This is a genomic window from Neisseria subflava, assembly GCF_024205705.1.
In the GTDB taxonomy this organism is placed as follows: Bacteria; Pseudomonadota; Gammaproteobacteria; order Burkholderiales; family Neisseriaceae; genus Neisseria; species Neisseria subflava_D.
The window spans coordinates 256,966-278,718 of sequence record NZ_CP073115.1; the positions used below are offsets into that span (position 1 = coordinate 256,966).

The 21,753-nt window shown below is 48.7% G+C and carries 21 protein-coding genes, 2 tRNA genes and 1 pseudogene; 17 read left to right on the forward strand and 7 right to left on the reverse strand.

Annotated elements, in window-relative coordinates; genetic code table 11:
* Positions 1-281 precede the first annotated feature (281 nt).
* Positions 282-1,571 carry a ferredoxin reductase family protein gene (locus tag KCG54_RS01215; protein WP_254324405.1) on the forward strand — a complete coding sequence of 430 codons (1,290 nt, stop codon included), beginning with the start codon at positions 282-284 and terminating at the stop codon, positions 1,569-1,571.
* A 276-nt stretch (positions 1,572-1,847) separates the two neighbouring features.
* Here the strand turns inward: KCG54_RS01215 and leuS are convergent, their stop codons facing one another.
* Positions 1,848-4,478 (reverse strand): leucine--tRNA ligase, encoded by a 2,631-nt coding sequence (leuS, locus tag KCG54_RS01220; protein ID WP_254324406.1) that lies wholly within the window; start codon positions 4,476-4,478, stop codon positions 1,848-1,850.
* Between the two features lie 210 nt (positions 4,479-4,688).
* Between leuS and dnaJ the strand changes: the two genes are divergently transcribed.
* Positions 4,689-5,828 (forward strand): molecular chaperone DnaJ, encoded by a 1,140-nt coding sequence (dnaJ, locus tag KCG54_RS01225; protein WP_150536910.1) that lies wholly within the window; start codon positions 4,689-4,691, stop codon positions 5,826-5,828.
* Positions 5,829-5,893: 65 nt separating this feature from the next.
* On the opposite strand, the gene KCG54_RS01230 is transcribed toward dnaJ, so the two are convergent.
* The gene (locus tag KCG54_RS01230) at positions 5,894-6,298 is read right to left on the reverse strand and encodes a MarR family winged helix-turn-helix transcriptional regulator (protein WP_049332004.1); all 405 of its coding nucleotides are present in this window, start codon (positions 6,296-6,298) and stop codon (positions 5,894-5,896) included.
* 185 nt (positions 6,299-6,483) lie between these two features.
* Here KCG54_RS01230 and KCG54_RS01235 point away from each other — a divergent pair, with 185 nt between their 5' ends.
* The 4 genes from KCG54_RS01235 to KCG54_RS01250 all read left to right on the forward strand — a co-directional run bounded on the left by KCG54_RS01235 (position 6,484) and on the right by KCG54_RS01250 (position 8,661).
* Positions 6,484-6,939 (forward strand): hypothetical protein, encoded by a 456-nt coding sequence (locus tag KCG54_RS01235; protein ID WP_254324407.1) that lies wholly within the window; start codon positions 6,484-6,486, stop codon positions 6,937-6,939.
* Positions 6,940-7,146 carry a hypothetical protein gene (locus tag KCG54_RS01240; protein WP_254324408.1) on the forward strand — a complete coding sequence of 69 codons (207 nt, stop codon included), beginning with the start codon at positions 6,940-6,942 and terminating at the stop codon, positions 7,144-7,146.
* Positions 7,147-7,430: 284 nt separating this feature from the next.
* Positions 7,431-8,009 carry a TMEM165/GDT1 family protein gene (locus KCG54_RS01245; protein ID WP_004518907.1) on the forward strand — a complete coding sequence of 193 codons (579 nt, stop codon included), beginning with the start codon at positions 7,431-7,433 and terminating at the stop codon, positions 8,007-8,009.
* Between the two features lies 1 nt (position 8,010).
* A complete protein-coding gene (locus tag KCG54_RS01250; protein WP_254324409.1) occupies positions 8,011-8,661 on the forward strand; it encodes a TIGR01621 family pseudouridine synthase in 651 nt (216 codons plus the stop codon).
* Positions 8,662-8,734: 73 nt separating this feature from the next.
* On the opposite strand, the gene KCG54_RS01255 is transcribed toward KCG54_RS01250, so the two are convergent.
* Complete coding sequence (locus KCG54_RS01255; RefSeq protein WP_254324410.1) at positions 8,735-9,661, reverse strand: LysR family transcriptional regulator; 927 nt, start codon at positions 9,659-9,661, stop codon at positions 8,735-8,737.
* A gap of 175 nt (positions 9,662-9,836) precedes the next feature.
* On the opposite strand from KCG54_RS01255, the gene KCG54_RS01260 reads away from it, so the two are divergent.
* The 6 genes from KCG54_RS01260 to KCG54_RS01285 all read left to right on the forward strand — a co-directional run bounded on the left by KCG54_RS01260 (position 9,837) and on the right by KCG54_RS01285 (position 14,694).
* Complete coding sequence (locus KCG54_RS01260; RefSeq protein WP_254324411.1) at positions 9,837-10,586, forward strand: Nif3-like dinuclear metal center hexameric protein; 750 nt, start codon at positions 9,837-9,839, stop codon at positions 10,584-10,586.
* A 122-nt stretch (positions 10,587-10,708) separates the two neighbouring features.
* Positions 10,709-11,290, forward strand: a complete 582-nt coding sequence (gene petA / locus KCG54_RS01265) for a ubiquinol-cytochrome c reductase iron-sulfur subunit (RefSeq protein ID WP_003685865.1) — start codon at positions 10,709-10,711, stop codon at positions 11,288-11,290.
* An 18-nt stretch (positions 11,291-11,308) separates the two neighbouring features.
* Positions 11,309-12,658 (forward strand): cytochrome b, encoded by a 1,350-nt coding sequence (locus KCG54_RS01270; RefSeq protein ID WP_003681866.1) that lies wholly within the window; start codon positions 11,309-11,311, stop codon positions 12,656-12,658.
* Between the two features lie 14 nt (positions 12,659-12,672).
* Positions 12,673-13,458 carry a cytochrome c1 gene (locus KCG54_RS01275; RefSeq protein WP_039864285.1) on the forward strand — a complete coding sequence of 262 codons (786 nt, stop codon included), beginning with the start codon at positions 12,673-12,675 and terminating at the stop codon, positions 13,456-13,458.
* Positions 13,459-13,672: 214 nt separating this feature from the next.
* Complete coding sequence (locus KCG54_RS01280) at positions 13,673-14,278, forward strand: glutathione S-transferase N-terminal domain-containing protein (protein ID WP_039861850.1); 606 nt, start codon at positions 13,673-13,675, stop codon at positions 14,276-14,278.
* Between the two features lie 11 nt (positions 14,279-14,289).
* Positions 14,290-14,694, forward strand: a complete 405-nt coding sequence (locus tag KCG54_RS01285; RefSeq protein WP_049335344.1) for a ClpXP protease specificity-enhancing factor — start codon at positions 14,290-14,292, stop codon at positions 14,692-14,694.
* Positions 14,695-14,832: 138 nt separating this feature from the next.
* On the opposite strand, the gene KCG54_RS01290 is transcribed toward KCG54_RS01285, so the two are convergent.
* The 4 genes and pseudogenes from KCG54_RS01290 to KCG54_RS12035 all read right to left on the reverse strand — a co-directional run bounded on the left by KCG54_RS01290 (position 14,833) and on the right by KCG54_RS12035 (position 16,247).
* A tRNA-Ala gene (locus tag KCG54_RS01290) sits at positions 14,833-14,908 on the reverse strand.
* Positions 14,909-14,914: 6 nt separating this feature from the next.
* Positions 14,915-14,991 (reverse strand) — tRNA-Met (locus KCG54_RS01295).
* Between the two features lie 106 nt (positions 14,992-15,097).
* Positions 15,098-15,990, reverse strand: a pseudogene (locus KCG54_RS01300) (class I SAM-dependent methyltransferase).
* Complete coding sequence (locus KCG54_RS12035; RefSeq protein ID WP_254324412.1) at positions 15,900-16,247, reverse strand: hypothetical protein; 348 nt, start codon at positions 16,245-16,247, stop codon at positions 15,900-15,902. Before KCG54_RS12035 ends, KCG54_RS01300 begins: the two are co-directional and overlap by 91 nt.
* Positions 16,248-16,648: 401 nt before the next feature.
* On the opposite strand from KCG54_RS12035, the gene mraZ reads away from it, so the two are divergent.
* The 5 genes from mraZ to KCG54_RS01330 all read left to right on the forward strand — a co-directional run bounded on the left by mraZ (position 16,649) and on the right by KCG54_RS01330 (position 21,722).
* Positions 16,649-17,104: a division/cell wall cluster transcriptional repressor MraZ gene (mraZ, locus tag KCG54_RS01310; RefSeq protein WP_039861849.1), complete on the forward strand. Its 456-nt coding sequence runs from the start codon at positions 16,649-16,651 to the stop codon at positions 17,102-17,104.
* Positions 17,101-18,063 carry a 16S rRNA (cytosine(1402)-N(4))-methyltransferase RsmH gene (rsmH, locus tag KCG54_RS01315; RefSeq protein ID WP_254324413.1) on the forward strand — a complete coding sequence of 321 codons (963 nt, stop codon included), beginning with the start codon at positions 17,101-17,103 and terminating at the stop codon, positions 18,061-18,063. The genes mraZ and rsmH overlap by 4 nt, the downstream gene beginning before the upstream one ends.
* Positions 18,064-18,126: 63 nt before the next feature.
* Positions 18,127-18,390 (forward strand): cell division protein FtsL, encoded by a 264-nt coding sequence (ftsL, locus tag KCG54_RS01320; RefSeq protein ID WP_003681879.1) that lies wholly within the window; start codon positions 18,127-18,129, stop codon positions 18,388-18,390.
* A 78-nt stretch (positions 18,391-18,468) separates the two neighbouring features.
* The gene (locus KCG54_RS01325; RefSeq protein WP_128581691.1) at positions 18,469-20,217 is read left to right on the forward strand and encodes a peptidoglycan D,D-transpeptidase FtsI family protein; all 1,749 of its coding nucleotides are present in this window, start codon (positions 18,469-18,471) and stop codon (positions 20,215-20,217) included.
* A gap of 26 nt (positions 20,218-20,243) precedes the next feature.
* Entirely contained in the window at positions 20,244-21,722 is a 1,479-nt protein-coding gene (locus KCG54_RS01330) for a UDP-N-acetylmuramoyl-L-alanyl-D-glutamate--2,6-diaminopimelate ligase (RefSeq protein ID WP_254324414.1), read from the forward strand.
* The last annotated feature ends 31 nt before the right edge of the window (positions 21,723-21,753 follow it).

The following is a 21,753-nucleotide window of genomic DNA, read 5'->3' on the forward strand; positions in this document are numbered from 1 at the left end:
GATCCCCAAGAATTTAAGTTAAGTGTGATGGCAGCATTTGGCTATCGCAAGTAAGAGCCTCACCCAAAAACGCGAAGTGGTGGAATTTATTAAATAATGTTCCACTTTAAACTATCAACGACAAGAAAGGCTGAGCATACCAACATTGGCGTTTTAAGCCCTAACAATGAATACAGGAAGCACTTTATCGATAATTTTGGCCTAATTTTTCCAAGATATACTTAGTCCTGTTAAAACAAGCACCAACTGTTTTATATTTTAATTTCACAAAGAACACTACCATGAAAAATATTAAATTTACCTTATTTGCCTTTTTAGTCGGCATATCCGCTTTATGGCTGTTTGCCACGCCATTTCCAGACAAGTGGGGCGTATTTCCCGTACGTAACCTATTATTACAGTTCACCGGCAGCATCAGCATACTGGCTATGAGTGCTTGTATGATTCTTGCAGTACGTCCCAAAATGTTGGAAGGACTATTTGGCGGATTGGATAAAATGTACCGCCTGCATAAATGGTTGGGCATCATTGCCCTTTCAGGCAGTATCCTGCATTGGATCAGTAAGCAATTCCCCAAATGGCTGGTAAAGCTCGGTCTGTTTGACGGCAAAAAGCCACCGCGCCCACCGATGCAGGAAGTCTTGACTTTAAAAGATTGGTTAGTTACCCAGCGCCATTTTGCTGAAGAAGTGGGTGAGATTGCTTTTTACGTTGCAGTCGTCTTATTGGTTATCGCACTGATCAAACTTATTCCCTACCGTTGGTTTGCCAAACTTCACATCTTAATTGTCCCTGTCTATATTGCACTCGTATGGCACACCATCGTATTGGCAAACTTTGCTTACTGGGCTCAGCCACTTGGCTGGTTGCTGGCTACCGCCCTATTCTTCGGTAGTATTTGTTCCCTCCTCGCCCTCTTTAAACGCATTGGTAAACCGCAAACCGCAACAGTAACTGCCATGAACCAAAACGGCTCCCTGCTTTCACTTACCCTGAATGCGCCAAAATGGCAGGGACACCAAGCCGGTCAATTCCTCTTTTTACGTGCACATGGAGAAAGCCACCCATTTACCATCGCTTCAAACTGGAATCCTGAAAATCAACAAATCAATCTTATCATCAAAGACTTGGGCGACTACACCCATCGTCTGTCTCAACGTTTGAACATCGGTGATACCGTTAAAATTGATGGTGCATATGGCCGCTTCAATTTTTCAGATAAAAATGAACAAATTTGGGTGAGTAACGGTATTGGTTTTACGCCTTTCCTTGCAAGGCTCAAAGAATTAGCCAAACAACCATCCAATCAACAAATTGACTGGTTCCATGCCGATAGAAATTTATCTGCAGAAATAATCAACCAATGGAAAGATTTGGCTCAACAAGCGAATGTTACATTCCACTATATTCCTTCTGAAACCCAAAGATTATCAGCTGATCATATTGTACAAAGCGTTCAGAATAGTGAAACCCGCAGTCTATGGCTTTGTGGTAGTCGTAGCTTTACAAACAGTATTGCAGGAAAACTTAAGACACGCTCATTGCATCAAGAGCTGTTTGAATTCTGCTAAATGAACCTGATGAGACCTTTGTTTGGATTTAGGCTGTCGTGGGAAGGGCTTTTTTGCAAAGGTCTCAGCCTTTCTTTATTCGTCTAAACCTTAGTTTTTATCAAAGCTAAGGTCTTCATTTGAATACGATGGTTCAAAAAATATCTTCATAACTTTAATTTAATGGTAAACCTTACAATTCAAGGAAATAACGGTTTTAAAAATAAAAGGCCGTCTGAAAACCTGTTTCCAAGTTTCAGATGGCCTTTATCCGTATGGCTAAACCTTAAAAGCGGTTTAGACGACGATATTCACCAAGCGTCCGGGTACGACGATGATTTTCTTCGCAGGTTTACCTTCCATGAATTTCACTGCGCCTTCGTTGGCAAGGGCGGCGGCTTCGAGGTCGGCTTTGGATGCGTCGGCGGCAACGGTGATTTTGCCGCGCAGTTTGCCGTTGACTTGAACCATCACTTCGATTTCGGATTTGACCAAAGCGGCTTCATCGACTGTCGGCCAGCCTGCTTCCCACAGTTTCGCGCCGTTCAATTCGCTCCACAGGGTTTCGCAGATGTGCGGCACGATGGGCCACAACAGGCGTACGGCAGTTTCCAATACTTCTTGGGCGACGGCGCGGCCTTGTTCGCCGCTGGTATCGGTTTTGTCGTATTGGTTGAGCAGTTCCATCACGGCGGCGATGGCGGTGTTGAACTGCTGGCGGCGGCCGTAGTCGTCGCTGACTTTGGTGATGGTGGAATGCAGTTTGTGGCGCAGGTCTTTGAGTTCTTTAGACAAACCGTCTTGGCTGCCTGCGAACGCTTTGACCGCTTCGCCTTGTTTCAGGTATTCGTAAACGGTACGCCACAGACGACGTAGGAAGCGGTGCGCGCCTTCGACGCCACTGTCGCTCCATTCGAGGGACTGTTCGGGCGGTGCGGCGAACATCATGAACAGGCGGGCGGTGTCCGCGCCGTAGGCGTTAATCAGTTCTTGCGGATCGACACCGTTGTTTTTGGACTTGGACATTTTTTCCGTGCCGCTGATGACGACAGGCAGTCCGTCTGCTTTCAGAACGGCGGAAACAGGGCGGCCTTTGTCGTCGAAGGTCAGCTCGACATCGGCAGGGTTGATCCAGTCTTTGCCGCCTTTGTCGTTTTCGCGGTAGTAGGTTTCGCAGACGACCATGCCTTGCGTGAGCAGGCGTTCAAACGGTTCGTCAACATTGACCAAGCCTTCGTCGCGCATCAGTTTGGTGAAGAAACGCGCGTATAAGAGGTGCAGAATCGCGTGTTCGATACCGCCGATGTATTGGTCGACCGCGCCCCAGTATTTTGCGGCTTCAGTCGATACCATGCCTTCTGCGAACTTGGGCGACATGTAGCGGAAGAAATACCAGCTTGATTCCATGAAGGTGTCCATGGTGTCGGTTTCGCGTTTTGCCGCGTCGCCGCAGCATGGGCAGGTGGTTTCGTAAAACTCGGGCATTTTTGCCAGCGGCGAACCCATGCCGTCGGGTACGACGTTTTCAGGCAGGACGACCGGCAGTTGGTCGGCGGGGACGGGGACGTCGCCGCATTTTTCGCAATGGACGATGGGAATCGGACAGCCCCAGTAGCGTTGGCGCGAAATACCCCAGTCGCGCAGGCGGTATTGGGTTTTCGGTTCGCCTGCGTCTTGGCTTTGCAGCTTGGCGGCGATGGCATCGAAGGCCGTCTGAAAATTCATGCCGTCCAAGTCGCCGCTGTTGACCAATACGCCGTTTTCTTTGTCGCCGTACCATTCTTGCCATTGGTTTGCGTCGAATGCGTTGTCGCCAACGGCAATGACTTGTTTTTTAGGCAGATTGTATTTGGTGGCGAACTCGAAATCGCGTTCGTCATGCGCCGGAACAGCCATCACTGCGCCATCGCCGTAGCCCCACAATACATAGTTGGCAATCCACACTTCCAGCTTGTCGCCGTTGAGCGGGTTGACGACGTAGCGGCCGGTCGGCACGCCTTTTTTCTCCATCGTCGCCATATCGGCTTCGGCAACTGAACCGGCTTTGCATTCGGCGATAAATGCCTGCAATTCGGGTTTGTTGGCGGCTGCGGCGGTTGCCAGCGGATGCTCGGCGGCAACGGCAACATAAGTCGCGCCCATCAGTGTGTCGGGACGGGTGGTATAAACTTGCAGGAATTTCGCGTAATCTCCTTCCAAACCTTGTTTGCTGTCGTCTGAAACAGCGAAGCGCACGGTCATGCCGCGAGATTTGCCGATCCAGTTGCGCTGCATGGTTTTGACTTGTTCAGGCCAGTGTTCCAGTTTGTCCAAGTCGTTGAGCAGCTCTTCGGCGTAATCCGTGATTTTGAAGTAATACATCGGGATTTCGCGTTTTTCGATCAATGCACCCGAACGCCAGCCGCGTCCGTCGATGACTTGCTCGTTGGCAAGGACGGTTTGGTCGACGGGGTCCCAGTTTACTGTGCCGTTTTTACGATAGACGATGCCTTTTTCAAACAGCTTGGTAAACAGCCATTGTTCCCAGCGGTAGTATTCGGGTTTGCAGGTGGCGACTTCGCGCTCCCAGTCAATCGCAAAACCCAGGCTTTTGAGCTGGGTTTTCATGTATTCGATGTTGTCGTAAGTCCAAGCGGCAGGGGCGACGTTGTTTTTCATCGCTGCGTTTTCCGCAGGCATACCGAACGCGTCCCAACCCATAGGCTGCATGACGTTGAAGCCGTTTAAGAGTTTGAAGCGGCTCAATACGTCGCCGATGGTGTAGTTGCGTACATGCCCCATGTGCAGCTTGCCGCTGGGGTAGGGGAACATGGAGAGGCAGTAGTATTTGGGTTTGGAAGCGTCTTCGGAGATGTTGAAAATAAGGGCGTCATCCCATTTTTTCTGCGCCGCAGGCTCAATGGCGGCGGGTTGGTAATGTTCTTGCATGGTCATTCTGTTTTTCGCTTGAAAACGTTGGAAAAAATAAAGATGGGATTATAGCAGGTTGTCGGGCCTGTCGGTTTGACAAAGGCCGTCTGAATGTTTGGATGTCGGAAAAGCACAATTTCAGACGGCCTTGAAAATACTGACTTGAGTTTTTGATACTCGCCCACATATCCCACCCAGTTTGAATTCATTCTTAACACTATCAAAATTATGAGCAATAAAGATTTTTACGAAACCCTTGGTGTTGCCCGCAGCGCTAGCGACGATGAAATCAAAAAAGCCTACCGCAAGCTGGCAATGAAATACCATCCCGACCGCAACCCTGACAACAAAGAAGCGGAAGAAAAATTTAAAGAAGTCCAAAAAGCTTACGACACCTTGTCTGACAAGGAAAAACGTACCATGTACGACCAATACGGCCATGCCGCGTTTGAACAGGGCGCAGGCGCGGGCGGATTCGGCGGTTTTGGCGGGTTCGGTGGCGCGCAAGGCTTCGATTTTTCCGATATTTTCAGCCAAATGTTCGGTGGTGGCGGCAGCGCAGGCGGCCGTCAGCCGGATTACAGCGGTGCGGATTTGCAGGTCGGCATAGAAATTTCGCTTGAAGAAGCCGCCAAAGGCGTGAAAAAACGCATCAACATTCCGACTTACGAAGAATGTGATGTCTGCCACGGCTCAGGTGCTAAGCCGGGCACATCCGCATCGACTTGTTCGACCTGTCACGGCTCAGGTACGGTACACGTCCGCCAAGCCATTTTCCAAATGCAGCAGACTTGTCCGACTTGTCATGGTACAGGCAAAGAAATCAAAGATCCTTGCGTCAAATGCCGTGGCGAAGGCCGCACCAAAACCAGCAAAACGGTTGAAGTCAACATTCCGGCAGGCATCGACGACGGTCAACGCATCCGCTTGAGCGGCGAGGGCGAGCCGGGTCAACACGGCGCACCGGCAGGCGATTTGTACGTCAATGTCCGCGTAAGACAGCACAAAATCTTTGAGCGCAACGGCTTGGACCTGCATTGCGAACTGCCGATCAGTTTTGCCATTGCCGCATTGGGCGGTGAAGTCGAAGTGCCGACTTTGGACGGCAAAGTTAAACTGCACATTCCGAAAGAAACGCAAACCGGCCGCCGTATGCGCGTGAAAGGCAAAGGCATCAAGTCTCTGCGTTCCAGCTCGACCGGCGATTTGTACTGCCACATTTTGGTTGAAACACCGGTCAACCTGACCGACCGTCAGAAAGAGTTGCTGGAAGAATTTGAAAAAATCTCCTCCGGCCTCGACCTCAGCCAAACTCCGCGCAAAAAATCGTTTTGGGAAAAAGTAGGCGATTTGTTCTCCGATAATTAATCGTTGTGAAAAAGGCCGTCTGAAACCTGCTTGAATGAGGTTTCAGACGGCCTTTTTTATATTTTTCAGACTTTTATCATCTTTTGTTGTTTCAATATAATTTTCTGTGCCATTTCCAAAAACAGTTTCTGCTCGTCTGCCGACAGATCCGCCAAGGATTCTTGGTTGATGGCTTTGGCAATTTCGGTGGAGCTTGATTGTAAAGCACGCGCGTGTTCTGTCAGCATAATCAAACGGCTGCGTGCATCTTCAGGATTAGGCTCCCGTGTAATCAATCCGTCTCGCTCCATCCGTGCCAGAGTGTTGGCAATCGTTGCCTGCTTCAAATCGGCACGCTCAACTAATTCCTGTTGGCTCAAACCGTCTTTATTCCATAGCTCGATCAAAATTGGAAATTGTGCAGGCGCAATCCCCAGTGGTTTTAAGCCTTCGCTCAATAAAATGGCAAATTGGCGGGCAATGTGGTTCATCAGATAGCCGGCTGATTGGTCTTTGAATGAGTCGTTCACTTTGTTTCCTTTTAAAACAGATCTTTATGAATTATAGCGCAAGTATAGCTTGCTATATTAATCAACAGCAAGCTATATTTATTTTAATTTAATAGCTTACTATATAAATTTCAGACGGCCTATCTTAAACATTCAAAGGAAATATTATGAACCGCGATACTTTACGCAAAATCCACGCCGCCGCAGGAGCGGGCGCATTTTTATTCATCGCTTCGTTTTGGAGCAGCACCGTGTTCAGCGAACTCTTCGGCTCGCACGAAACTGTCGCCGCCGTGAAGCAAACCATTGTTTATGCGCTGTTCGGGTTGATTGCCTGCATGGCAACCGCAGGCGCAACAGGCATGAAAATGGGCGGCAAAAGCAAACATACTGCGATTGCCGCGAAACGCCGACGCATGCCGGTTATCGCTGCCAACGGAATGCTGATTTTGCTGCCTTGTGCCTTTTTCTTGAATAACCGCGCTTCTGCCGGACAGTTTGACAGCGTGTTTTATATCGTTCAAATCGTAGAACTGATTGCCGGTATGGCTAATCTGACGCTGTTGGGACTGAGCATGAAAGACGGATTTTCTATCCGTAAACCCAAATTGAAATCCGCTTAATTGTTAATTAACGTAGCCCGTTGGCGCAATATGGAAGATTTTAAAGCCGCTACTGCCAAGATGCGTCAGGCCCTGCCGGATAATATGCCTGAAGGGGTTACAGCCAGCCCGGGTTTGTTTAAAGTGATTGAAAACGATATGCCGCATGGTTTTGGCAGATACAATGGCAAAGGATCCGGCCGTAAATTTGAAGTATGCGGCAAGTAATCGCAGGCCGTCTGAAACCTACTTTACATTGGGTTTCAGACGGCCTTTTGTTTTTCTTGCTTCAAACTTTTGTTTGCCGTAAAATCCGCGCTTCACTCTTACGGGAGTAGCCATTCGGCGCAATGCCGAAACCGTTGTCAACATAATCGGCTTGTGCGGCCGTGGCAGCGGTATCTTCTCTGCTTTATCGGAAGACAGGCAAGACGTAAGCGTTGTCCATACCCTTGCGGGCGGTATGCACAGCGCTTTTTGTTTGCCCGCTTTTCGGTTGAGTATCTTAAATCATGGAAGCTTTTTTCTCCTCGACGCTGGGCGTGGCTATTGCCGAAATCGGCGATAAAACGCAATTGCTCGCGCTCTTTTTGGCAGCACGTTTTGCCCACAAAAACGCGATTGTTGCCGGTATCTTTATTGCAACCCTGTTGAACCATCTTGTTTCGGCCGCACTCGGTGTCTGGCTGGCATCCGCTATTTCGCCTGAAGTCATGAAATGGGTGGTTGGCGGCAGCTTTATTGCGGTCGGATTATGGCTGCTGTTGCCTGACAAAGACGAAGACCCTGACGGCAAGTGGCTGAAATACGGCGCATTTACGGCGACGGTCGTCCTGTTTTTCTTGGCGGAAATCGGCGATAAAACGCAAATTGCGACGGTTCTTTTGGCGGCAAAATACCAATCTATCCTGCTGGTCGTGGTCGGCAGTATTGCCGGTTTGATGATTGCTTCTGTGCCTGCCGTGTATTTGGGCGAAATGCTGATGCGCAAGATTCCGGCCAAAGCAGTGCGCATTGCCGCATGTATCTTGTTCTGCCTGCTGGGTATTTTGACCCTGCTTGGCGACGGTATTGTGTTGAAGGCCGTCTGAAATGTGGGACATTGTTTTTGAACACAAAGATTTTGTGGTCATTAATAAGCCTTGCGGCGTATCGGTGCACAGCGAATCGGAAGGGGATGTTTGCCTGACCGCTTCGCTGGCGCAGCAACTCGGCGTTGAACGCGTGTGGCTGGCTCACCGTTTGGATAAAGCCACCAGCGGCCTGTTGCTGTTTGCGCTCAACCGCGACAGCGCGGCCGCTTTGTCGGCACAGTTTGCTGAGAAAACCATGCGTAAAACTTATTTGGCACTCGGTACGCACAAGCCGGCGAAAAAGCAGGGCTGGGTGAAAGGCGGTATGGCGCGTTCGCGGCGCGGTACATGGAAGCTGACGCGAGACGAGGATAATTTTGCCGTTACCCGTTTCAGCAGCCAAAGCCTGAAGCCCGGTTTGCGCCTGTTTGTGTTGCAACCGTTTACCGGCAAAACCCATCAGCTGCGCGTGGCCATGAAAAGCATAGGCAGTCCGATTTTGGGCGATACGCTGTATGGCGGCGATGAGGCGGGACATCTGTTTTTGCACGCTTGGCGTTTGGTTTTCGACTATCGCGGCGAGCATTTCGATATTCGGGTTGCGCCTGATAAAACATGGCCGTCTGAAATCGATTTGTCGGCGTGCTTGGGCTCGGATGAGTTCGAATAGAAGCAGTGAAATTTTTTATATATTGAAAAGGCCGTCTGAAAATTGTTCAGACGGCCTTTTGATTGTTTCAAGTTTACATTTCCAATTCGCTCAAACCCGGCAAGTCGGCAAAACAGCGGTCATGCGTGATTTGGCAGAAGTTGTCCAGATAGCCTTTGTTGGCATCTTCCGTACGAATGGCGGCATAAAGTTTGCTTTGCAGGCCGTCTGAAGTAATTTTGCGGTGGACGACGTAGCCTTTTTCCAGATATGGCATGACCGTCCAATAGGGCAGGGCGGCAATGCCGCGTTTGCTGGCAACTAATTGAATAATGGCAATGGTCAGCTCGCTGTGGCGGCGCGACGGATTAATGCCTTTGGGCAGCAGCACTTTTTTGGGCAAATCCAGCATTTCGTCGGGGACGGGATAAGTAATCAGGGTTTCGTCGATAAAGTCTTCGGCTTCCCAAACGTCTTTGTCGGCAAGCGGGTGGTCTTCTGCGCAGATGCCGACCATTTCATAAGCAAATAGAGGGCGGTAGCTGATGCCGTTGAGCGGTTCGGCTTCGGAAACGATGGCAAGGTCGGCGCGGTGTTGCAGCAGCAGCCCGACCGGATCGGCTTGGAAACCGGAAACGATGTCCAATTCAACTTGCGGCCATAAGGGGCGGAACTCACCCATGGCAGGCATCAGCCAGTCGAAGCAGGTGTGGCATTCGACGGCAAGCCTGAGTTCGCCCGCTTCGCCTTCGATAATCCGCACCAAATCACGTTCGGCGGCGGCAACCTGCGGCAACAGCTCGCGCGCCAGTTGCAATAGGCGCATACCGGCAGGCGTGAAGCGCAAAGGTGTGGATTTACGTTCAAACAACGGCGTTTCGTAATAATTTTCCAAGGCGCGGATTTGGTGTGATAGGGCGGATTGGGTCAGGAAAACCCGTTTGGCGGCAAGGGAAACGCTGCCGGTTTCTTCTAAAGCCAGCAAGGTTTTGAGATGACGCAATTCGATAATAGAGTCCATGTGTTTTCAGACGACCTGTGGGTAAGGTGGGGTATATTAAAATAATTCATGATGATGTGCAAATGATTAATGTTGGGAATGATTGCTGAAATCGGAATGTAAGAATTTGAGGCATAAACAGATTTTGCGGTTAGAATGCGAAGCTGTTTTTGAAGATAGATATAAGGAGCGGAATATGGCTTTACGCCGCGAAATTCTGGCTTGGTGCGATGAGACATTGCAGGTCGGGCTGTTTAAGGACTATGCGCCCAACGGTTTGCAGGTCGAAGGCAAAGAAGAAATTGCCAAAATCGCCACTTCGGTTACCGCCAGCAAAGCTGCAATCGATTTTGCCGTAGCGCAGGGAGCGGATCTGCTTTTGGTCCACCACGGTATGTTTTGGAAAAGCGAGCCTGTCACGATTACCGGTTGGAAAAAAGCACGCATTGAAACCTTGCTGCAACACCAAATCAATATGGCAGGCTACCACCTGCCGCTGGATGCGCACCCGCAATTAGGCAATAACGCACAGTTGGCCGAGAAACTCGATTGGGTGCTCGAAAAACAATTCGGCGAGCAAAACCTGTTGAATACAGGCCGTCTGAAAACCACGCAAACGCTGGCGCAGTTGTCTGAACGCATTGAGGCGGTATTCGGCCGCAAGCCGACCGTTATCGGTGATTTTGAACGCGAAATCAAACGTATTGCCTGGTGCAGCGGCGGTGCGCAGGGGTTTTTTCAGACGGCCGTAGACGAAGGTGTCGATGCATATCTGACCGGTGAAATTTCCGAAGCGCAATATCATCTTGCCAATGAAACGGGTGTGGCGTTTATCAGTGCCGGCCATCATGCGACAGAACGCTACGGCGTACGTGCCTTAGGCGATGCCGTGGCAGAAAAATTCGGTATCGAAGTGGTTCACTTTGATGAAAACAACCCTGCCTGAGTATTGAGCAATATCATAAAACTTTACCTTATTTTAAATAATGCTTTGAGTATTACAACAAACTAGGTAGAATTACGCTGTTTAATGGCTCGGTATTCCCAAAATTTTAGGACGACTGAATAATGGATAATCAAGAAATCAACAACGGTCGCCGCCGTTTCCTGACACTGGCTACTTGCGGTGCAGGCGGTGTGGCGGCTCTGGGCGTAGCTACGCCTTTCGTGGCCAGCTTCTTCCCATCGGAGAAAGCTAAGGCTGCCGGTGCTGCTGTCGAAGTAGATGTCAGCAAAATCGAAGCAGGCCAAATGCTGACTGCCGAATGGCAGGGTAAACCGATTTGGCTGGTCAATCGCACAGATCAACAGCTCAAAGACTTGAAAAGTTTGGATGGCGCAGTTACGGACCCTAATTCCGAAGTGGATCAGCAACCGGAATACGCTAAAAACGAGCACCGTTCGATCAAGCCGAACCTCCTCGTTGCTATCGGTATCTGTACCCACCTGGGTTGCTCTCCGACTTACCGTCCCGACATTGCTCCCGCCGACTTGGGTGCAGATTGGAAAGGCGGTTTCTTCTGCCCTTGCCACGGTTCGAAATTCGACATTGCAGGCCGAGTATACAAAGGTGTTCCTGCACCGACCAACTTGGTTGTACCGCCTTACAAATATCTGAGCGATACAACTGTTTTGGTGGGCGAAGACTAAAAATAAGGAACGATAATTATGGCAAACCAAACCAATAGCAAAGCAAAAGCATTGTTAGGCTGGATGGACGCTCGCTTCCCTCTGTCTAAAATGTGGAATGAGCATTTGGCTCAATACTATGCGCCGAAGAACTTCAACTTCTGGTATTACTTCGGCTCTTTGGCTCTGCTTGTCCTTGTAATTCAAATCGTCAGCGGTATTTTCCTGACCATGAACTACAAACCGGACGGCAACCTTAACGCCTACCATCTGCCTGCTGCCTTTACCGCAGTAGAGTACATCATGCGCGACGTGTCCGGCGGCTGGATTATCCGCTACATGCACTCCACCGGCGCATCTTTCTTCTTCATTGTCGTTTATCTGCACATGTTCCGTGGTCTGATTTACGGTTCGTACAAAAAACCTCGTGAATTGGTGTGGATTTTCGGTTCCCTGATTTTCTTGGCATTGATGGCAGAAGCCTTTATGGGTTACCTGTTGCCTTGGGGTCAAATGTCCTTCTGGGGTGCGCAGGTAATTATTAACCTGTTCTCTGCCATCCCTGTTATCGGTCCTGATTTGTCCACTTGGATCCGCGGTGACTTCAACGTTTCCGACGTTACTCTGAACCGCTTCTTCGCCCTGCACGTTATCGCAGTACCTCTAGTATTGCTCGGCTTGGTTGTGGCTCACATCATCGCCCTGCACGAAGTGGGTTCTAACAACCCTGATGGCGTTGAAATCAAGAAAAACAAAGACGAAAACGGTATTCCACGCGATGGTATCCCATTCCATCCTTACTACACCGTTAAAGACATCTTGGGTGTTGTTGTATTCCTGATTGTCTTCTGTTCTGTGTTGTTCTTTGCACCTGAAGGCGGCGGTTACTTCTTGGAAGCGCCAAACTTCGATGCAGCAAATGCGCTGAAAACACCTCCTCACATTGCGCCGGTATGGTACTTCACTCCGTTCTACGCAATTTTGCGTGCGATTCCTTCCTTTGCCGGTACTCAGGTATGGGGTGTAATCGGTATGGGTGCAGCAGTTGTCCTGATCGCCTTGTTGCCTTGGTTGGATAAAGGCGAGGTTAAATCTGTCCGCTATCGCGGCCCAATCTTCAAAACTGCGTTGGTTCTGTTCATCATTGCCTTCATCGGTTTGGGTATTTTGGGTGCAATGGTAGCAACTGATACTCGTACTTTGGTTGCACGTATCCTGTCTTTCGTCTACTTTGCATTCTTCCTGGGTATGCCGTTCTATACCAAACTGGATACCAACAAACCAGTTCCTGAACGCGTAACCATGAGCACTACTAAACAAAAAATTATGTTCTTTGTTTACGTCGGTATTACCGTTGTCGGTGCTTACTTGTTTGCAACCAATATCTGATGAGGGCAGCGAAAATGAAACAAACTCTGAAAAACTGGTTTGCTGCCTTATTGCTGGCAGTGCCTATGAGTGCAGCCGTCGCCAGCGGCGGCGGACACTACGAAAAAGTCGATATCGACCTGCGTGACCAAGTCAGTCTGCAGCACGGTGCGCAAATCTTTACAAACTACTGTTTGTCTTGCCACTCTGCAAGCGGTATGCGCTTCAACCGTCTGAAAGATATTGGTTTGACTGAAGATGAAATCAAGAAAAACCTGATGTTCACAACAGACAACGTTGGTGACGTCATGGTAGCGGCAATGGATCCGAAAGATGCCTCCAAATGGTTGGGTGCGCCTCCGCCGGATTTGACCCTGATCGCACGTTCTAAAGGTGCAGACTACCTGTACGCCTATATGCGCGGCTTCTATAAAGACCCAACTCGTCCGACCGGTTGGAACAATACTGTTTTGGCCGGCGCGAGTATGCCTCACCCATTGTGGGAGCAACAAGGTGTTCAGGCTGTTGAGTTGGATGCCAAAGGTCAGCCCGTTATGATTAAAGACGAGCATGGCAACCTGACTCCTAAGCTGTATTGGGAATCTACCGGTCTGCACAGCCGTCGCCTGCCTAACGGTAAAGTGATCCAAAAAGAGTACGATACTTATGTACGCGATTTGGTGAACTACTTGGTGTACATGGGTGAGCCTGCTCAGTTGCAACGCCACCGCATCGGCTACATGGTTCTAGCATTCCTGTTTGCGGTAATGCTGCCATTGGCTTACTTCCTGAAAAAAGAATTCTGGAAAGACGTTCACTAATTCTTTTGAATCAAAAAGGCAAACCTGTTTCAGGTTTGCCTTTTTTGTTTGTGAAATTGTTTTATGCAGAAATAATGTAAATTTTAAAATTACTTAATATAAACAATGTAATATATGAAATTTCTGGATTAAGTGTTTGAAATTATGTATAATTCTGTCTGAATTTTTATAAGGCTTAAGGCCGTCTGAAAAGATTTATCAGGAGTAAAAGATTATGATGACATTGTATTCAGGTATTACTTGTCCATTCAGCCAGCGCTGCCGTTTTGTGCTGTACGAAAAAGGCATGGATTTTGAAATCAAAGATGTGGACGTGTTCAATAAACCTGAAGACTTGGCTTTGATGAATCCGTATAACCAAGTACCGGTTCTGGTTGAGCGTGATTTGATTTTGCACGAATCAAACATCATCAACGAATACATTGACGAGCGTTTCCCTCATCCTCAGTTGATGCCGGGTGATCCTGTTATGCGCGGTCGCGGCCGTTTGGTACTGTACCGTATGGAAAAAGAATTGTTCAGCTTGGTGCAAGTGTTGGAAAACCCTGAATCTACCAATAAAGAACAAGCTAAAGCGCGTGAAGCCATTGGCAATGGTTTGACACTGTTGGCACCGTCTTTTACTAAAAACAAATATATCTTGGGCGACGACTTTTCCATGATTGATGTTGCCTTGTCTCCGCTGTTGTGGCGTTTGGACTATTACGACATCAAACTGGGTAAATCTGCTGCGCCTTTGCTGAAGTACGCCGAGCGTATTTTCCAACGCGAAGCCTTTATTGAAGCATTGACGCCGGCTGAAAAAGCCATGCGCCGTTAAAGGACGGATCTATGGCAACTTCAACCAAACCGTATTTGTTGCGTGCTTTGTATGAATGGTGTTTGGATAATAACCAAACACCGCATATCGTGGCTTGGGTAAATGAACATACCCGTGTGCCGATGCAGTATGTACGCGACAATGAGATTGTTTTAAATATTGGCCCTACTGCCAGCCATAACTTGAATATCGACAACGAGTGGGTCAATTTTTCTGCACGCTTTTCCGGCGTAGCGCACGAGATTTGGATTCCGGTCGGTCATATTGTCAGTATATTTGGCCGCGAAAGTGGAGAGGGTATGGGGTTTGAGGTAGAACCATATCAGCCTGCTTCTATCGAAGCTGCAGTGGCTGAAGATAAAAAAGCTGAATCTGCGGAAGAAAAACCGAAAAAAGTATTGAAGCTTGTGAAGTAATTAAAGATAAAAGGCCGTCTGAAATGTTTCAGACGGCCTTTATTGATTAGGTATTGAAATGGCAAAATTAATGAGCAATCAGTTATTAATTAAGCCAAACAAAAAAGCTCTTGCGTTTAACAAGAGCTTTTTGTTTAGTGGTGGAGGTAAGCGGGATCGAACCGCTGACCTCTTGCATGCCATGCAAGCGCTCTACCAACTGAGCTATACCCCCGAAATTTGGTGGCGAATCAGGGACTCGAACCCCGGACACAAGGATTATGATTCCTCTGCTCTAACCGACTGAGCTAATTCGCCGTTTCGTGAAGTCGCTATTATAGTTTTTTTTGAATATTTGGCAAGCGCTAATTTTGGTTTTTTTTATTTCTTATTGTTTTTAAAAAATAAAAAGTAGGTTGTCAGGCTATAGCTTATGGCAAATATCGCCGTGGCTAAAGCCTGCCCAGTCGATATCGATGTTTTTGCCAAAAGCGATCACTTTAAAAAGTTCGCCCATTTCATGCTGATGTATCAGTTTCTGTACTGCGGCGGCTGCTTGGATGTATTCAACTGAATCTGGGCTGCCGATTTGTGCCAGCAAATCGGTGATGCCGAGATTGAGCAGGAAATAAGATTGGGGCAGGTAGCCGATTAAGTCCAAACCTGATTCTATGCCGGCGCGTGCAATATCGGTGAAATTGACATGTGCAGTCAGATCGGTCAGGCCGATGTTGAAAAATGGGTCATGGATGGTGTGGTGGCGATAGTGGCCGATAAATGTGCCTTCTTTGCGTTGCGGATGGTAATACTGGGCGGCGTCGAAGCCGTAATCGATAAATATCATACCGCCGCGCTGCAATTTGGCGGCCAGGGTTTGGATAAAGGCATATTGTGCAGGATGTAGCTCGCTTGTGTATGAATGGAGGGGAGGGAGGTACAAGGAGGCTGTTTGTATCAGTTCGGCTTGGGTCAATGGTCTGATGGCTTCGATTAGCTCGTCATTCTCTAGGCTCACGCCGATTTGTTGAAACCCTTCATCTTGATAAATAAAGCGTTCAACCGGCATGGCATCCAATACTTCGTTGCCGATGATGATGCCGTCAAAGTGTTCGGGTAATGTGGTGAGGTGGATGACTTTTGTGGCTGCTTCGGGGAAGTATGTTCAAGAATATGTTGGCGTTGTCTCTCTGCAAGCTCTGCTGATAGTTCGATAATATAGTAATGATTTAGGCCGTCTGAAAGGTTTTGCAAGAGTGTGGCAGCGAGATGACCTGTACCTGCACCAAATTCATAGATATTGCCTGCTGTTTGCGGCAGTAATTCGGCAAGTTGTTTGGCAAGGGTTTGTCCGAATAGGGGGAGAGGGTGGGGGCGGTAATGAAGTCGCCGTCCGTACCGATTTTATGGCTGCCTCCGCTGTAATAGCCGTATTGAGGTGTGTAAAGGGCAAGCTCCATAAAACGGGAGAAGGGTATCCAGTTTTGATGTTGTTCAATTTCGTTTTTTATAAGCTTGGTCAGGTGTGCTGAAGAGGCTTGTGCATCAGGGGAAGGAAGGGGGAGTTGAGGCTTCATGACTGTTAGATAATGTAAAAAAATTGAATTTGTTCGTATATTATAGCTCCTTATGAGAGGGGTGGTAATTGAGTATAAAAATACTATATGTAGTATTTTTATACTATGAATAATACTACATATAGTATTTAATGCTAAACGATACACTTAATAAACCCATATGTCATGCATCATTATATATATAAGATATTGAATTTAAAGTGTTTAGTGTTTTATTTCAGATAAGAAACGGATTTGACCTGATTGCCAAAATTTCTTATAGTGTCGGTTAGTGGGGCATAGTGGGTGAAAGTGGTTACTTTTTCCTAAAAAGTGTTCCGTGGAAGTGAAAACGAAAGATTTTAGGAAGGTGGGATTTTTAATCCCACTCTGTTTTATTTTAATCGAATTTGGGGTGTGATGTGTTTGGCGGTGCTCATGAATTGAGTATGGACAGTAAAGGGCGGTTGGCGATTCCTGCCAAATTCCGCGATATTTTGCTGCGCCGTTATACGCCTGCAATTGTGGTCACCCTGGATTCCCGAAAAAAATTATTAATGTACCCCGAGCCCGTTTGGGAAGAAAAAGCCGAGCAGATTTTGAAGTTGAAAGTTGCCGGCAATGAAGCTTTGCAACGGTATCAGAATTTGCTGCTGCACAATGCGGAGATTTTGGAGTGGGACAGCGCCGGACGCGTTTTGATTCCGGCCAATCTGCGCAAACGTGTGGATTTTGAAAAAGAAGTTACTTTGGTTGGCCGTGCAAACCGTATGGAGTTGTGGGGCCGCGAACATTGGGAAGAGGAAATGAATCAGGCTTTGGATATCGATCCTGATGAATTGGCTTTCCAATTGAGTCAAACGGATTTGCAATTGTGAGTAAAGTTGAAAATTATCAGCATGTTACTGTCTTGTTGCATGAGGCGGTGGATGCGTTGGCAATCCGTAAAGACGGGATTTATGTGGACGGTACGTTCGGCAGGGGAGGGCATTCCCGGCTGATTTTGTCACGTTTGGGCGAGCAGGGTCGTTTGGTTGTTTTTGACAAAGATCCTGAGGCGATTGCGGTAGCTAATGAGCTGGCGGCGCAAGATAAACGTGTCCGTGTCGTACACAATGGTTTTGAGACATTTCAGACGGCCTTGGATGAATTGGGCATCGATAAGATTGACGGTGCGCTTTTTGATTTGGGGATTTCGTCGCCGCAAATTGACGATGGCAGTCGCGGATTCAGTTTCCGCTTTGATGCGCCGTTGGATATGCGGATGGATCCGACTCGCGGGATGTCTGCGGCAGAATGGATTGCAACCGCATCCGAACAGGATTTACACGAGGTAATTAAGAATTATGGTGAAGAGCGGTTTAGTCGCCAGATTGCGCGCGCCATTGTTGCGCAACGGGAGGAAAGTCCCATCGATACAACCCGCAAGCTGGCGCAGCTTGTGGCGCAAAACGTCCGTACTCGTGAGCGCGGACAAGACCCTGCAACGCGCACCTTCCAAGCAGTTCGCATCTTTATTAACCGCGAGCTCGAAGAGGTAGAGGCAGTTTTGCCGCAGGTTGCAGGCCGTCTGAAAGAGGGTGGGCGCTTGGCTGTCATTGCGTTCCATTCGCTGGAAGACAGAATTGTGAAGCAGTTTATTAAAAAATATTCGCAACATGCGCCATTGCCCCGTTGGGCAGTGGTCAAGGAAGCGGATTTGCCTCAGCCGCCTTTGAAGGCTGTGGGCAAAGCAATCAAACCGGGTTCGACAGAGACTGAAGCCAATCCGCGTGCGCGCAGTGCAGTTTTGCGTGTGGCGGAGCGAAGCAGTGGCGAATTTTCGGTTATTGAGTAGGGGATGGCGTCTAAACGCTGTCGTAAGAGATAGTCCTGTTGACAGGCCGTCTGAAAGTTTGAGATGGGTAAGTTGAATATTTTATTGCTGGTTTTGGTGACGGTCTCAGCCTTTGCCGTAGTGTTTAAGCAAAACCAGTCCCGTTTGCATTTTATCGAGTTGGATAAGGCACAAAAGCGGGAAATTCAGTTGGAACAGGATTACGCGCGCTTGAAATTGGAGCAAGCAAGATTGGCAAACCACAAACTGATTAAAGTGGCGGCCGAAAAGCAACATCTGCTTCCGCCGGGTGCGCATAATACGGCTATGCTGGAACGCAAAAAATAAGAATATAGAGCCTTGCATTGGTGCAAGATTTACGGGATTTGATGGCTCACTGAGCAGCTAAGTCATGAGAAGTTCAACATGTTAATTAAGAACGAATATAAACCTCAAATGCTGTCTGGAACAACAAAAACGAAAAAGCCGCTGACAAGTAACGGGCGAATCGGTTTGGTGCTGGGCGCTGTTGCGCTGGCATTTACCGGTCTGTTGGTACGCGGGGTTTATTTGCAAACCAGTCAGCATGAATTTTTGAAAAATCAGGGCGACCAACGTTTTGTGCGTACGCTTCCGCTGCCGGCATCACGCGGTATGATTACCGACCGCAATGGTGCAACATTGGCTTTGAGTGCGCCTACCGAATCATTGTATGCCATGCCTTCCGGTATGGAAGAAATGCCGACTGCAGAACAATTAGAAAAACTGTCGGCCATTGCCGATGTGCCTGTTGAAGTTTTGAAAAATAAATTGTCTAAAAAAGACAAAGGCTTTATCTATCTGAAACGTCAACTCAGCTACGAGAAAGCAGAAGAAATCAAAGCATTGGGCATTAAAGGCATCGCCTTCCAAAAAGAATTGAAACGCCATTACCCGATGGGCAATCTGTTTGCACACGTTATCGGTTTTACCAATATCGACGGCAAAGGTCAGGAAGGCTTGGAGCTTTCCCGAGAAGACAGCCTGCGCGGTGAAGATGGTGCGAAAGTCGTATTGCGTGACAACAAAGGCAATATCGTTGACAGCCTCGATTCTCCACGCAACAGCGTGCCTAAAAACGGCCAAGACATGATTTTGTCTTTGGATCAGCGCATTCAGACGCTGGCGTATGACGAGTTGAACAAGGCTGTGGCTTATCACAAAGCCAAAGCGGGTACGGTTGTGGTATTGGATGCGCAAACCGGCGAGATTTTGGCGTTGGTCAACAGCCCGGCTTACGATCCGAATCAGCCGGGTCAAGCCAATAGCGAACAGCGCCGTAACCGCGCTGTAACCGATATGATCGAACCTGGTTCTGCCATGAAACCGTTTACCATTGCCAAAGCATTGGATTCCGGCAAAGTGGATGCAACCGATACATTCAATACCCTGCCTTACAAAATCGGTCCGGCTACCGTACAAGATACCCACGTTTATCCTACTTTGGATGTGCGCGGCATTATGCAAAAATCTTCCAACGTCGGTACCAGTAAACTTTCTGCCATGTTTACGCCTAAAGAAATGTACGATTTCTATCATGATTTAGGTGTGGGCGTGCGTATGCATTCAGGCTTTCCTGGTGAGACTGCAGGTTTGTTGAGAAGCTGGCGCAGATGGCAAAAAATCGAACAGGCAACCATGTCTTTCGGTTATGGCCTGCAATTAAGCTTATTGCAATTGGCGCGTGCCTATACTGTCTTGACCCATGACGGCGAATTGTTGCCGGTCAGCTTTGAAAAACAAGCGGTTGCCCCTAAAGGCAAGCGCGTCATCAAAGGCTCTACTGCGAAAAAAGTGCGTGAGTTGATGGTTTCCGTTACTGAAGCCGGCGGTACCGGTACTGCCGGTGCTGTGGATGGTTTCGACGTAGGTGCGAAAACCGGTACGGCGCGTAAACTGGTCAATGGTCGCTATGTAGACAACAAACACGTCGGTACATTCATCGGTTTTGCTCCGGCTAAAAATCCACGCGTGATTGTGGCCGTTACCATTGACGAACCGACTGCCAACGGCTATTACGGCGGCGTGGTTGCCGGTCCCGTATTCAAAGAAGTCATGAGCGGAAGCTTGAACATCTTGGGCGTTTCCCCGACCAAGCCTTTAAGTAATACCGCTACTGTCAAAGTACCGTCATAATCCAAACAATCAAAGAGATATTGTTTATGTTCAGCAAGTTAACCCCCTTGGCTGAAACCAACTTTCCGCCTCTGCTGTGTGAAAACGCAGCAGGGCGTTTGTTGCATTCAGACAGCCGACAAATTAAACAGGGTGACATTTTCGTTGCCTGTCAGGGCGAATATACAGACGGCCGCAGCTATATTCCTGCCGCCATCGCCAACGGTGCAACCTTTGTTTTTTGGGATGATGACGGCAAATTCACATGGAATCCCGAATGGAACGTTCCTAATCAAGGCATTAAAGATCTGAAACATCGCGCCGGTATGTTGGCGGCGCAGGTTTACGGCAATGTTTCAGACGGCCTTAAAGTTTGGGGTGTAACCGGTACCAACGGCAAAACCTCTATCACACAATGGCTGGCGCAAGCTGACGATCTTCTGGGCGAAAAAACCACCATTATCGGCACAGTCGGCAACGGTTTTTGGGGTGCATTGGAAGAGACCACGCATACCACGCCTGCCCCTGTCGATGTCCAAACCCTGCTCTACCGCTTCCGCCAGCAAGGCGCAACAGCCGCCGCGATGGAAGTTTCCAGCCACGGCCTTGACCAATCGCGCGTCAACGGCGTGCCGTTTCGCAGTGCAATCTTTACCAATCTCACCCGCGACCACCTCGATTATCACGGCACCATGGAAGCCTACGGTGCCATCAAGTCACGCCTGTTCTACTGGCATGGTCTGCAACACGCCATCATTAATGTCGATGACGAATACGGTGCGGAACTCGCAGGCCGTCTGAAAAAAGACTGTCCCGATTTAGCCGTTTACGGCTATGGTTTCAGCGAGCAAGCCGATATTTGTATTACCGATTTCACCGCTTCTTCAGACGGCATGGAAGCCGTATTCCAAACCCCGTGGGGTGAAGGAAAATGCCGCACCCGTCTGCTCGGACGGTTCAACGCGCAAAACCTCGCCGCCTGCGTTGCCTTGCTGTGTGCCAACGGTTATCCACTCAATAACGTTTTGGAGGTACTGGCAAAAATCCGTCCTGCTTCAGGCCGCATGGATTGCATTATGAACAGCGGCAAACCTTTGGTCGTTGTCGATTATGCTCACACGCCCGATGCACTGGAAAAAGCACTCTCCACTTTGCAGGAAATCAAACCGCAGGGCGCGGCTTTATGGTGCGTATTTGGCTGCGGCGGCAACCGAGACCGCGGCAAACGCCCATTGATGGGTGCGGCAGCAGTTCAGGGTGCCGATAAAGTGGTGGTTACCAGCGACAACCCACGCTTGGAAAATCCTCAAAACATCATCAACGATATTTTGCCTGCCGTGCCTCATCCTGAACGCGTCGAAGTTGATCGTGCTGTTGCCATCCGTTATGCGGTTGAGCAGGCTGCCGCGAACGACATCATTCTGATTGCCGGTAAAGGACATGAAAACTATCAGGATGTACAAGGCGTGAAGCACCATTTCTCCGATTTTGAAATCGCAGAAAAAGCATTGGCAGAGCGTGGATAGACCATATCGCAAATGTTCAGACGGCCCGAAA

Coding starts and splice junctions, on each gene's coding strand:
- KCG54_RS01215 (WP_254324405.1), top strand. CDS start 282: ATGAAAAATATTAAATTTACCTTATTTGCCTTTTTAGTCGGCATATCC.
- leuS (WP_254324406.1), bottom strand. CDS start 4,478: ATGCAAGAACATTACCAACCCGCCGCCATTGAGCCTGCGGCGCAGAAA.
- dnaJ (WP_150536910.1), top strand. CDS start 4,689: ATGAGCAATAAAGATTTTTACGAAACCCTTGGTGTTGCCCGCAGCGCT.
- KCG54_RS01230 (WP_049332004.1), bottom strand. CDS start 6,298: ATGAACCACATTGCCCGCCAATTTGCCATTTTATTGAGCGAAGGCTTA.
- KCG54_RS01235 (WP_254324407.1), top strand. CDS start 6,484: ATGAACCGCGATACTTTACGCAAAATCCACGCCGCCGCAGGAGCGGGC.
- KCG54_RS01245 (WP_004518907.1), top strand. CDS start 7,431: ATGGAAGCTTTTTTCTCCTCGACGCTGGGCGTGGCTATTGCCGAAATC.
- KCG54_RS01250 (WP_254324409.1), top strand. CDS start 8,011: ATGTGGGACATTGTTTTTGAACACAAAGATTTTGTGGTCATTAATAAG.
- KCG54_RS01255 (WP_254324410.1), bottom strand. CDS start 9,661: ATGGACTCTATTATCGAATTGCGTCATCTCAAAACCTTGCTGGCTTTA.
- KCG54_RS01260 (WP_254324411.1), top strand. CDS start 9,837: ATGGCTTTACGCCGCGAAATTCTGGCTTGGTGCGATGAGACATTGCAG.
- petA (WP_003685865.1), top strand. CDS start 10,709: ATGGATAATCAAGAAATCAACAACGGTCGCCGCCGTTTCCTGACACTG.
- KCG54_RS01270 (WP_003681866.1), top strand. CDS start 11,309: ATGGCAAACCAAACCAATAGCAAAGCAAAAGCATTGTTAGGCTGGATG.
- KCG54_RS01275 (WP_039864285.1), top strand. CDS start 12,673: ATGAAACAAACTCTGAAAAACTGGTTTGCTGCCTTATTGCTGGCAGTG.
- KCG54_RS01280 (WP_039861850.1), top strand. CDS start 13,673: ATGATGACATTGTATTCAGGTATTACTTGTCCATTCAGCCAGCGCTGC.
- KCG54_RS01285 (WP_049335344.1), top strand. CDS start 14,290: ATGGCAACTTCAACCAAACCGTATTTGTTGCGTGCTTTGTATGAATGG.
- KCG54_RS12035 (WP_254324412.1), bottom strand. CDS start 16,247: ATGAAGCCTCAACTCCCCCTTCCTTCCCCTGATGCACAAGCCTCTTCA.
- ftsL (WP_003681879.1), top strand. CDS start 18,127: ATGGGTAAGTTGAATATTTTATTGCTGGTTTTGGTGACGGTCTCAGCC.
- KCG54_RS01325 (WP_128581691.1), top strand. CDS start 18,469: ATGTTAATTAAGAACGAATATAAACCTCAAATGCTGTCTGGAACAACA.
- KCG54_RS01330 (WP_254324414.1), top strand. CDS start 20,244: ATGTTCAGCAAGTTAACCCCCTTGGCTGAAACCAACTTTCCGCCTCTG.